This window comes from uncultured Sphingomonas sp. (assembly GCF_964021865.1).
Lineage (GTDB): Bacteria > Pseudomonadota > Alphaproteobacteria > Sphingomonadales > Sphingomonadaceae > Sphingomonas.
Map to the genome: position 1 here is coordinate 1 of NZ_CAXIAM010000078.1, position 11,888 is coordinate 11,888.

Annotated in this window: 8 protein-coding genes, 1 pseudogene and 1 riboswitch; of the genes and pseudogenes, 5 read left to right on the top strand and 4 right to left on the bottom strand. The window is 68.1% G+C overall.

The window, feature by feature from the left end:
* The 4 genes and pseudogenes from AADI75_RS15065 to cobA all read left to right on the top strand — a co-directional run.
* Positions 1-794: pseudogene (locus AADI75_RS15065) on the top strand (nitrite reductase large subunit); the annotation flags it as partial.
* Positions 791-1,144: a nitrite reductase small subunit NirD gene (nirD, locus tag AADI75_RS15070; RefSeq protein WP_341209821.1), complete on the top strand. Its 354-nt coding sequence runs from the start codon at positions 791-793 to the stop codon at positions 1,142-1,144. The pseudogene AADI75_RS15065 and the gene nirD, both read left to right, overlap by 4 nt.
* A 124-nt stretch (positions 1,145-1,268) precedes the next feature.
* The gene (locus AADI75_RS15075) at positions 1,269-3,857 is read left to right on the top strand and encodes a molybdopterin-dependent oxidoreductase (protein WP_341209822.1); all 2,589 of its coding nucleotides are present in this window, start codon (positions 1,269-1,271) and stop codon (positions 3,855-3,857) included.
* Positions 3,847-4,629 carry a uroporphyrinogen-III C-methyltransferase gene (cobA, locus tag AADI75_RS15080; protein WP_341209823.1) on the top strand — a complete coding sequence of 261 codons (783 nt, stop codon included), beginning with the start codon at positions 3,847-3,849 and terminating at the stop codon, positions 4,627-4,629. The genes AADI75_RS15075 and cobA overlap by 11 nt, the downstream gene beginning before the upstream one ends.
* Positions 4,630-4,801: 172 nt before the next feature.
* Here the strand turns inward: cobA and AADI75_RS15085 are convergent, their stop codons facing one another.
* Together AADI75_RS15085 and AADI75_RS15090 are read right to left on the bottom strand one after the other, a co-directional pair.
* Positions 4,802-5,830, bottom strand: coding sequence for a methionine synthase (locus AADI75_RS15085; RefSeq protein ID WP_341209824.1), 1,029 nt, complete (start codon positions 5,828-5,830; stop codon positions 4,802-4,804).
* A gap of 30 nt (positions 5,831-5,860) precedes the next feature.
* Positions 5,861-6,847, bottom strand: a complete 987-nt coding sequence (locus AADI75_RS15090; RefSeq protein ID WP_341209825.1) for a DUF1852 domain-containing protein — start codon at positions 6,845-6,847, stop codon at positions 5,861-5,863.
* Between the two features lie 122 nt (positions 6,848-6,969).
* A riboswitch (cobalamin riboswitch) is annotated at positions 6,970-7,192 on the bottom strand.
* A 131-nt stretch (positions 7,193-7,323) separates the two neighbouring features.
* On the opposite strand from AADI75_RS15090, the gene AADI75_RS15095 reads away from it, so the two are divergent.
* Positions 7,324-8,781, top strand: coding sequence for a hypothetical protein (locus AADI75_RS15095; protein WP_341209826.1), 1,458 nt, complete (start codon positions 7,324-7,326; stop codon positions 8,779-8,781).
* A gap of 12 nt (positions 8,782-8,793) precedes the next feature.
* Here the strand turns inward: AADI75_RS15095 and AADI75_RS15100 are convergent, their stop codons facing one another.
* On the bottom strand, positions 8,794-9,324 hold the full coding sequence (locus AADI75_RS15100) for a flagellar basal body-associated FliL family protein (protein WP_341209827.1): 531 nt from the start codon (positions 9,322-9,324) through the stop codon (positions 8,794-8,796).
* 75 nt (positions 9,325-9,399) lie between these two features.
* The coding region (locus AADI75_RS15105; protein ID WP_341209828.1) for a TonB-dependent receptor at positions 9,400-11,888 on the bottom strand (2,489 nt) is incomplete at its 5' end.

Consider the following 11,888-nt stretch of genomic DNA (forward strand, 5'->3'; position numbering starts at 1 on the left):
TGCACGCCAACATCCAGAAGGACGGCACCTATTCGGTGGTGCCGCGGATGTGGGGCGGGCTGACCAGCCCGAAGGAGCTGCGCGCGATCGCCGACGTGGTCGAAAAGTTCAACGCGCCGATGGTCAAGGTGACCGGCGGGCAGCGGCTCGATATCTTCGGGATCAGGAAAGAGGATCTGCCCGCGGTCTGGGCGGACCTCAACGCCGCCGGCATGGTCAGCGGCCATGCCTATGGCAAGTCGCTACGGACGGTGAAGACGTGCGTCGGCAGCGAATGGTGCCGGTTCGGCACGCAGGATTCGACCGGGCTGGGCGTCAAGATCGAACGCGCGACCTGGGGGTCGTGGATGCCGCACAAGTTCAAGATCGCGGTCAGCGGCTGTCCGCGCAACTGCGCCGAGGCGACGATCAAGGATTTCGGGATCGTCTGCGTCGACAGCGGCTATGAATTGCACGTCGGCGGGAATGGCGGGATTAAGGTCCGCGCCACCGACCTGCTGGGCAAGGTCGCGACCGAGGCGGAGGCGATCGAGATGTGCGCCGCCTTTATCCAGCTCTATCGCGAGGAGGCGCGCTATCTGGAACGCACCGCGCCATGGATCGAGCGCGTCGGGCTCGCCTACGTCCAGTCGCGGTTGCTGCCCGACGAAGCGGCGCGTGCCGAGCTGGCGGCGCGCTTCTTCTACTCGCAACGCTTCTCGCAGGACGATCCCTGGGCGCAGCGCGTCGCGGGCGCCGAGCGCGAGCATCATGCGCCGATGGCGCGCTTCCAGCCGCAGGAGGAGATGGCATGACCCTTGGTACCTTGGCGGGCGAATGGCTCGATATCGGCTGGGTCGAGGAGATTCCGCTCTGCGGCAGCCGCACCGTGCAGGTGGAGGGCGGCGACGACATCGCGGTGTTCCGCACCGGTGAGAACCAGGTCTTCGCGCTGCTGGACCGCTGCCCGCACAAGCACGGGCGGCTGTCGCAGGGGATCGTACATGGCGGCGCGGTGGCGTGCCCGCTGCACAATTGGCGGATCAGCCTGTCGACCGGCGAGGCGCTGGGCGAGGATCGCGGCTGTACCCCGGTGGTGCCGGTGAAGGTCACCGGCGGCCGGGTGCTGATCTGTCGCGCCAGCACGCTGAAGGCGGCGGCGTGAGGGGGATGGGTGCCGGGCAAGCCCCTCCCCTTCAGGGGAGGGGTTGGGGGTGGGGCCGTGTTTCACCGAAACTCGCACCTGCGACCTTGCCCCACCCCAACCCCTCCCCTGAAGGGGAGGGGCTATGACCGCGATTCGTACCACCTGCGCCTATTGCGGGGTCGGCTGCGGTATCCTCGCCACCCCGAACGGCGGCCGCAGCGTCGACATCCAGGGTGATCCCGATCATCCCGCCAACCGCGGCCGGCTCTGTTCCAAGGGCACGCATCTCGGCGAGACGGTCGGGCTGGAGGGGCGGCTGCTCCACCCGATGATCGGGCAGCGGCGTGCGACATGGGACAAGGCGCTGGATCTGGTCGCGCGACGCTTTCGCGACACGATCGCGCAGCACGGGCCGGACAGCGTCGCCTTCTACGTCTCCGGGCAATTGCTGACGGAGGATTATTACGTCGCGAACAAGCTGATGAAAGGCTTCATCGGCAGCGCGAATATCGACACCAATTCGCGGCTGTGCATGTCGAGCGCGGTGGCCGGGCATATGCGCGCGTTCGGCGAGGACGTGGTGCCCGCCAGCTATGACGACATCGACGCCGCCGACCTGATCGTGCTGGTCGGATCGAACACCGCCTGGTGCCATCCGATCGTCTATCAACGCATCCGCGCGCGCTGCGCGGGCGGCGCGACATTGGTGGTGATCGATCCGCGCCGCACCGAGACCGCCGAGGAGGCCGACCTGCATCTCGCGATCCGGCCGGGCAGCGACGTGGCGTTGATGAACGGCGCGCTGGCGTGGTGCCGCGCCACGGGGGCGGTCGATGAACGCTATCTCGCCGATCACGTCGCGGCGCCGGCCGGCTTCTGGGACGCGCTGGACGAGGGCAACGACCTGTGGTCGGTCGCGCGCACCTGCGACGTCCCGGCTGCCGACCTGCGGCGCTTCTATGAATTGCTCGCCGCCACGCCGCGCACCGTCACGATCTTCAGCCAGGGGATCAACCAGTCGCTTGCCGGGACCGATCAGGTCAATGCGATCATCAATCTGCACCTCGCCACCGGACGCGTCGGCAAGCCGGGCGCGGCGCCCTTCTCGATCACCGGGCAGCCCAATGCGATGGGCGGGCGCGAGGTCGGCGGCCTGGCGACGACGCTGGCGGCGCACCGCGACTTCGCGCCCGAGAATCGCGACATGGTGCAGCGGTTCTGGGCGTCGCCGACGATCGCGCAGAAGCCGGGGCTGAAGGCGGTCGACCTGTTCCGCGCGGTCGGCGAGGGGCGCGTCACGGCGCTGTGGGTGATGGCGACCAACCCGGCGGTGTCGATGCCCGACGCGGGGCGGGTGCGCGAGGCGCTGGCGGCGTGCCCGTTCGTGGTCGTCTCCGACGTGATCGCGGATACCGATACCGGGGCGTTCGCGCATGTCCGGCTGCCCGCCGCGGCCTGGGGCGAGAAGGACGGCACCGTCACCAATTCGGAGCGGAGGGTCAGCCGCCAGTGCGCGCTGTTCCCGCTGCCCGGCGACGCCAGGCCCGACTGGTGGATCGTCGCGCAGGTCGCGCGGCGGATGGGGTGGAAGTCGGCCTTCGCTTACGATCGTCCCGCCGACATCTGGCGCGAGCATGTGCGGCTGTCGCGTTATGGCGACGACGGCGCGCGCGTGTTCACGCTGCCGACGACCGGTGGCGGCAATGCCGGTTATGACGATCTCGCGCCGTTCCGCTGGGGCGGGACGCCGTTCGCGGACGGGCGGTTCTCGACTCCCGATGGACGCGCGCGGCTGGTCGCGGTGGCGCAGAAGCCGCTGGCGGCGGCGCTGCCGAATTGGCCGCTGACGCTCAACACCGGGCGTTATCGCGATCACTGGCATACGATGACGCGCACCGGGCTCGCGCCGCGGCTGGCGCGGCATCGTGCCGAGCCGCTGGTGGAGGTGCATCCCGACGATGCGGCGCGGTGCGGCATCGTCGATGGCGGGCTGGCGCGCGTCGCGACGCCGCAGGGCGAGAGCGTCTATCGCGCCAGCGTCGTGACGACGCAGCGCGCGGGCGAGCTGTTCGTGCCGATCCACTGGACCGATCGCACGTCGAGCGGCGGGCGCACCGGCTTGCTGCCGCGCCCGCTCGCCGATCCGCATTCGGGGCAGCCGGGGTTCAAGGCGACCCCGGCGGCGATCACGGCGGTGGCGACGCGCTGGCGCGGCTTCGCGCTGTTCGCGGGCGGGGTCCGGCAGCGGCCGGACTGCCTGTGGGCGACGCGCGTCGCGGTGCCGGCGGGAACGCTGTGGGAACTGGCCGGCGACGGCGCGCCGACGGCGCTCGACACGCTGTTGCCGGCGGGCGAGCGCGTCGAGGCGGTCGATCCGGCGCGCGGGACGCGGCGCGTGGCGGTGCTGGCGGGCGGACGGCTGGTCGCGGCTCTGTTCGTGGCCGAGAGCGGCGAACTGCCCGCGCGCGACTGGCTGATCGCGCAACTGAGCGAACCGTGCGCCGCGCCGACCTTGCTTGCCGGGCGTCCGCCGGGTGTGGCGGTCGAGCGCGGTGCGATCGTCTGCGCCTGCTTCGATCTGGGAATGCGTACGATCGTCGCCGCGATCCGCGAGCAGCGCCTGACCGACGTCGCCGCGGTGGGTGCGGCGATCGGTGCCGGCACCAATTGCGGCTCGTGCCGCCCCGCGCTCGCGCGGCTGATCGCCGAGGAGAAGACCGATGCCGCATGACGACTTTCCGCCCGCCAGCGTCTGGCTGGTCGGCGCCGGGCCGGGCGATCCCGACTTGCTGACGCGCAAGGCCGCGCGGCTGATCGCGCAGGCGGACATCGTCTTCTACGATGCGCTCGTCGGCCCCGGCGTCCTCGACCTGATCGCGCCAGGCACCACGCGGATCAGCGTCGGCAAACGATCGGGCCGTCATTCCAGGGATCAGGCGACAATCGATACGCTGATCGTCGCGGCCGCCCTCGAGGGCCAGCGGGTGGTGAGATTGAAGGGCGGCGATCCCGCGATTTTCGCCAGAAGCGCGGAGGAAGTGGCGGCCTGTACCGCGGCGGGCGTGCCGGTGCGGATCTGTCCCGGCATCACCGCCGCCAGCGCCGCGGTGGCGAGCGCCGGGGTCAGCCTGAGCCTGCGCGGCCTCGCCCGCCGGGTGGTGTTCGCCACCGCGCACGCCAAGCAGGGCGTGCCGCTCGACGTGGACTGGGCGACGCTTGCGGCCCCCGATGCGACACTGGCCATCTACATGGGACGCGCGGCGGCGGCGACGATCGCACGGCAATTGGTCGAGGCGGGGCGATCGCCCGACACGCCGGTCCTGATCGTGGTCGACGCATCTTTGCCGAGCGAGCGGCTTGTCCGCGGGCGATTGTCGGCACTGGCGTTTCTGGTCGACGCGATCAGCACGAACGACCCCGCCGTGCTGATCGTCGGCGAGGCCGTCGCGAGCGACGCACGCAGGATCGATGCCGCCGCACGGGCGCAACAAGCCGATGCGTAGCCTCCCGAGGATGCTGCGCAACGGCTTTCCCGCGCCAGCGGGCGGATGGCGGTCCTTTCTGACCGCAACGACGCTATGCTGCGCGGCCGACTTGCTGTTCGTGTTGATCGCCCGTCGCTGACCATCGGACGCCGGAAACGATCGCCGCCCTGTGTGGGGCAGCGCGGCGGCATCAGGCTAGCAACTCCTCCCGGACGATCGCCGCCCCGGCGGTGAGCGCGTTCAGCTTGCCGTGCGCAACGGTGCGGGCGAGCGGGGCCATCCCGCAATTGGTGGCCGGGTAGAGCTTGTCGGCATCGACGAAGCGGAGCGCGTTGCGCAGCGTCGCGGCGACCTCATCCGGCGTCTCGACGACGTCGGTGGCGACGTCGATCGCGCCGACCATCACCTTCTTGCCGCGGACGAGTTCGATCAGGTCCATCGGCACGCGCGAATTCTGGCATTCCAGCGAGATGATATCGATCGACGATTTCTGCAGGTTGGGGAAGGTCTGCTCATATTGCCGCCATTCGGCGCCCAGCGTCTTCTTCCAGTCGGTATTGGCCTTGATGCCATAGCCATAGCAGATGTGGACCGCGGTTTCAGCCGTCAGTCCTTGCGCGGCGCGCTCCAGCGTGGCGATGCCCCAGTCGTTGGCCTCGTCGAAGAACACGTTGAAGGCGGGCTCGTCGAACTGGATGATGTCGACGCCGGCGGCCTCGAGTTCGCGGGCTTCCTCGTTGAGCAGGCAGGCGAACTCCCATGCCAGCTTCTCGCGGCTGCGGTAGTGCGCGTCGTACAGGGTGTCGATCATCGTCATCGGCCCCGGCAGCATCCATTTGATCGGCCGGTCGGTCTGGGCGCGCAGGAAACGCGCATCATCGACGAACACCGCGGTCGGCCGCGACACCGCGCCTGTGACGGTCGGCACGCTGGCGTCGTAGCGGTCGCGGATCCGCACGACCTCGCGCTTCTCGAAATCGACGCCATCCAGATGCTCGATGAAGGTCGTCACGAAATGCTGTCGGGTCTGCTCGCCGTCGCCGACGATGTGGATGCCTGCCTGCCGCTGATCGTCCACCGCCAGCCGCAGCGCATCCTGCTTCCCCGCGACCAGCTCGTCACCGTCCAGCTTCCACGGCGACCACAGGGTTTCGGGGGTGGCTAGCCAGCCGGGCTTGGGCAGGCTGCCCGCGGTGGTCGTCGGCAACAATGTCGTCATGATGCAATACCTTCGTGTCGTTCGTGCTGATCAAAGCCCGCAGGTCGCGGACCAGCGCGCAAGCGTCGCGCCATGCGGCTTGATGAGATGCTCTTCGGCGAACCGCCCCTGTTCGATCGCCAGCCGGCTGCGTTCCTCGCGGTCGTAGACGATGCGGGTCAGCGAATAGTCCTGATAGGCCAGGCTCGGCTGGTAACGTTCGGCGGCGACCGAATTGGCGTTGTAGATCTCCGGCCGATAGATCTTCTGGAACGTCTCCATCGTGCTGATCGTGCTGGCGAGTTCCAGGTTGGTATAGTGGCCGACCAGATCGCCGATGTGATAGAAGGCCAGCGGCGCGACGCTGTGCGGCGGCATGAAGTACCGCGCCTTCATGCCCATCTTTGCGAAGTAGCGGTCGGTCGCGGAAATGCCGTCGTTCCTGTATTCGACGCCCAGGATCGGGTGGACGTTCGCGCTACGGAGATAGACTTCCTTGCTGGAGACGCTCAGGCAAATGACCGGCGGCTTGGCGAAATGCGCGCGATAGGCGTCCGACCTGAGGAAATGCTTGAACAGATTGCCGTGCAGCTCGCCGAAATGCTCGGGCGCGCCGCGGGTTTCCGCGCGCGCAAGATGATCGGGCAGCACGACGCTGAAGTCATAGTCGCGGATGTATGACGAGAAATTGTTGCCGACGATCCCGTCGCTGCGCTCGCCGCGCTGCTTGTCGATCACTGCGGTGTGCAGGATCTCGATCAGCGGAAACGACTCCGCCCCCGCGTCGGCATCGATCCGCAACGCGGCGGAGATGATCGTCAGTTCGACCGAATAGCGGTCCCCCGCGGGATTGTCCCAGTGCATCAGCGAGTTGAAACGGTGGTCGATCATCGCCAGCGTGTTGCGCAGATTCTCGCGCCGGCGCTCGCCGCGCGCCAGATTGGCGAAATTGGTCGTGATGCGCGTGTTGTCCGCGGGGCGATACTCCTCGTCGAACGGAATACTGCCGACCGTGAACGTGAAGCCGCTATTCGTCATGACTCACCTGCATGTTGCGGGCAGGGGCCAGGGAAGAGCGCGCAAGGCGTGAACAGGACCGGCCGGCAAGCGCCCGCGGACCATGCGTCAAGCGCGATCCGCCGGAGGAGCCCCCGTCCGAGGAACGTTATCGCGTCGGAGGCAGGTCTCCTGGCTCACGGGTCGACGCGGTGGTTCCGGCCTTCCCGGGCTCGGTGCGGAGCCCAGTGACACGAAAAGGAACCGCCGCTCGCCGCTTACAGTTGCGGGGGCAGCGCCGGACTTTGCCCCGAAAGGCAGCACCGGCTTCCCGTCTTAGCCTCACCGCCATGCCTGGGATGAGGAACCTCGACGCGCCGGTTTGAACACCATCCGCTCCCGTCTGTCAACCACGATATAAAGATATCCTTATATCGTTAAATTAGTGGGTGGCTGTCGTATCTGGTTGAGGCGCGCGTGCAATCCGCTCATGATCGAACCGGGGGCAGGGGATGAAAATGAAAAGACGTGCTGTGGCGCTGCTCGCGAGTGGGATGGCGCTGTCGGCCGCCGATGCACCGCCACCGGACTGGGCGGCGTTGACGCGCCAGGACGTACGCGCGTTCCACGATCAGGTCGTCGCGAACCATCCCGGGCCGCTCAACCGCCTTGATCCGGGCTTTACGAAGCGAAACGAGGCCAGCTTCGCGGTGGCGCGGCGGCGTGCCGGACAGGTGCGGAGCTATGGCGGCTATATCGGCGTGATGCGCGGCTATGTCGCCAGCTTCAACGACGGGCATCTCGCGCTCGATGTCCACGATGCGCAACAACTGCCGCTCGCATGGCCGGGGTTCCTGACCGGCTTTGACGAAGCGGGGCGGCAGGTGGTGCGGACGCGTGCGGATGACGTCGACCTGCCGCTCGGCGCGCAGCTGGAAAGCTGCGATGGCGTGGCGGCGGACACGCTCGCGGCGCGCAACGTCGGCGCGTTTCGCGGCCGGTGGCAGCTGGTCAGCCAGCGTGCGACGAACGGCGGGCGGTTGTTCATCGACGCCGGCAATCCGTTCGTCACCCGGCCAATGCGCTGTCGTTTCTCGGTCGAGGGGAAAATGCGGGACGTCGCCCTGGCGTGGCGTCCGCTGTCCGATGCCGCGTTTCAGGAGCGGTTCGCGGCCACCGCGCCGCGCGCCCGGCCTGATTTCGCGTCCCGCACGCTGGCCGACGGAACGCGCTGGTACACGATGCCCAGCTTCGACGGCGATCCGGCGGGTAAGGCGGCGAAAGCATTGGCGCCGATGATCGCCGCGATGAAGCGTGATCGCGCCGCCGTCACCGCGGCCCCGCGCATCGTGCTCGATCTGCGCGGCAACGGCGGCGGGTCGTCGGACTGGTCGCAACAGATCGCCGCCGTGCTGTGGGGGCAGGCGGCGGCCGACGCGAAGGAGCCGCATTCGGCGGCCGTCGACTGGCGGGCGTCGCCCGGCAACGTTGCGGCGATCGAGAAGTATCGGTCTGAGTGGCGCACGTCGGCCGACGTATCGCCCGAAGCAAAGGAATGGGTTGAACGAACGGCGGCCGGGCTGGCCGGCGCGCTGGCCAAGAAACAACCGCTGTGGCGTGAGCCGGACACGGCACCGCCCGCCCGCGCGTCCATTGCTGTCTCGCCGGATACGGCACCCACCGCGAGAGTGTACGTGCTCACCGATTGGGGCTGCGCATCGGCATGCCTTGATGCGGTCGATCTCTGGACGGCGCTCGGCGCGGTGCACGTCGGGCAGGAGACGAGCGCGGACTCGCTCTACATGGACGTGCGCTCGATCCCGTTGCCGAGCGGCTTTGCGGACGCGGTGGTGCCGATGAAAGTCTATCGCGGGCGCAAGCGCGGGTCGAACGTGCCCGCGACGCCGCGCCATGCGTATCGCGGCGACATGCGCGATACCGCGGCGCTGGAGCGATGGATCGCCGCGCTGTCGTGACGCGGGACGCCGTTACTGCGTGTCGCCCCCGCCGACGACAAAGCTGGTGAAGTAAGCGCCGTCGACGGTGCCGCGATAGCCGTCGCTTTGAAGCTGCCGGTTCACGGTGGCGACGATCCGCGCGAGCATCTGCGCCTTTCCGGCGTCGCTCATCGCGGTGTCCTGCGGCATGTCGGCGAGCGCCATCAGGATCGCCGAGCGCAACGCCGGATCGTCGTTCTTCAACGCGTCTCTGGTCGCGGCATCATGCGTCGACAGCGAAACGCCCGCGTCGATCACCGCATCGGTGTCCTTGATGTTGAGGACGATGTCCGGATCGAAGGTGTAGTAGAGCGGCGGCGCCTGTCGGGCCTGATCGGCGGGCGCGGCCGGCGCATCCGCCTCGACGCGGCGCGCATCGCGTTCGAGCGTGGTTGCCACCCCGTCGCGCTGCATCCAGATGCCGAGCGCGATGCCCGCGGCGGCGAGCAGGAGCGCCGCCGCGAACACCGCGATGAGTTTCTTGTTGAGCGCCACACCCGTTCCCGCAACTACCTGTTGCAACGGGATAGTCCGGCAAGCCTTGCGATTGCGCTAACCGGTGGACCGGACGGGCGCACCCGTCCGGTCCTGGGTCCGTCAGAACCCGTAGCTGAGCCGTGCATAGCCGAAGCGGCCGGGCACGTCGTAGGTGGTCGGATCGTAGTTGTTCAGGCTGCACGAGAAACAGGCCGGCGGATCGGTGTCGAAGACGTTGTTGATGCCCAGCGTCAACGCCACGCGGTCGCCGACCCAGCTCGGCCGGAACGTCAGCTGCACGTCGCCGTAGAAGCGCTGGTCGAGGCGATTGCCGCCTTGGCTCTCGATGACATTGTCGATGTAGCGTCCGGTGAACGCCGCCGCGACCGGGCCGATATCCCAGTCGAGCGTCGCCTGCCCCTTGAAGTGCGGATACGCCTGGTCGGGGCTGCCGCGCTCGGTGCCGAGGTAGGAGGTGGTGGTCGTGCCGTTGGTGGCGGGCACGGTCTCCTCGTACTTCAGCAGGTAATTGCCGCTGACCGACAGGCCGAACGTGCCCGCGCCGGTCTGGCGCGTGCGCAGCGTCAGCGTGGCGTCGATCCCGCGCGTGCGGATGCCGCCGGTGTTGAGCAGCACGCCGTTGATCGCGGTGATGACGCCGCTCGGCGCGCGGATCACGGACGCGCACGACAGCGCGTCGCCGGTCTGCGCGCAGCGGTTGAGCAACGTGCCGGCCGGGATCGACGAGATCGCGCCGTCGACCTTGATGTCATAATAATTGACCTCGAGGCTCAGCGCGCTGGCAAAGCCGGTGCGCGCCCATGCGGGGCTGTAGACGCCGCCGAACAGCCACGTCGTCGCGGTTTCGGGCGCGAGTGCCGCATTGCCGCCGGTCAGGATCGGCAACTGGCCGGTCGGCTCGGCATAGCTGCCGCTGGCCGGGACGCCGTTGGCGGTGCAATTGGTGCGTACCGTCGCGGACGTCTGGTATGGCGATCCGGCGATGTTGCTGCACGGGTCGGCCAGCGGCTGGTCGAAGCGCGACTGCGCACCGAACAATTCACCGATCGATGCCGCGCGGTAGCTTTCCGCATATTGGCCGCGCAGCAGCAGGTCGTTGACCGGCTTCCACAACGCACCCCCAGAATAGGTCGTGTTGCCGCCATAGGTCGAGAAATTGGAGTGGCGCACCGCGCCGTTGAGTTCGACCAGCCGGAGGAACGGCACGTCGCGGATCAGCGGCACCCGCAACTCGCCATAGACTTCGTCGACGTTGAACGAGCCGCGCGCCGCCTGCGCGGGAATGTCCGCGCCCAGACCGGCCTGGATGATCGGATCGGGGGTGAAGCTGCCCTGCTGATAACGATGCTCGTAACCCGCGGCGATCCCGACCGGGCCGCCGGGCAGGTCGAACAGCTCGCCCGAAAGGTTGAAGGTGAAGTCGTTCAGCCGCTGCTGACTGCGCGACCGCTCGTCGAAGCCGACGAAGGCGAGCATCTCGGGCGTGATCGATCCCTCGCCGCCGAAGATGTTGAACGGCACGCAGGCTCCGGTGCACTGGCTGACCGGCCCCAGCGCCTGCGCCAGGTTCGCGCCGTTGACGTTGCCGGTGAACAGCTGATGCGCGTCGTTGGTCGCCGCGATCGCATTGGCGTCATAATACCAGTTCTTGCCGAACAGCTGGAACTTGCCGTCGATCGTGCCGGTGACGGAGAAGGTGTCGACCGTCTGGCTATAGGTGCGCTGCCCTGCCTCGACGAGGCGGCGATAGATCGCGTTGTAATTCTGCCCGGGCACCAGCGACACGCCGAACGGATTGTACGGGTTCGTCGCGTCGATCGTGATCGTGTCGAGCAGATTGCCGTTGCCGATATCCGGCCCCAGCCCGAGCGGGAGGAAGGCGGCGCGGTTCTGCGACTGGCGATGGTTCCAGACCGCCTTCACGCGGACGTTGAACCAGTCGCTGAACTCGGCACGCGCATTGGCGAACCCGCCGTAGCGCTCGTTCGGCGTCAGGAAGTAATTGTACGGTGCGAAGTTGAACCGGTCCGCCGCGGTGAACGCCTTGAAATCGCCGGTCGCCAGCGTCGGATCATAGACCGGACGCCGGCCTGTCACCGGCGCGCGCAGCGTGATGTTCTGGCCGTTGACCACGAACCGTCCCGACGGCGTGAAGCTGGAGCAGCCGCCGATCGTATCGGTGCAGCTCGTCTGCCCGGGGTTGGGAAATTGCGAGATGTCGCGGTCGGCGGCGCTGACCGGGTCCTGCTTGGTATAGAAGCCGCCGACGTCGAGGTGGATGCGGTCGCTGCCGCCGCCCCAGCTCAACTGATAGTTCTGCGTGCCGCCGTCGTTCTCGCCCAGATACTGGCCGTATTGCGCCTGCGCGCGAAAGCCTTTCTGGCCGGACTTGGTGATGATGTTGACCACGCCGCCGATCGCATCGGAGCCGTAGAGCGCCGAGGCACCCGATTGCAGCACCTCGATCCGCTGGATCATCACGTCGGGGATCGAGTTCAGATCGACCGTGCCGGGGATGCCGCTGGCGCTGGCGCCGTTGACGTAGCGCAGGCCGTCGACCAGCACGAGCGTGCGCTTGGCGCCGAGAT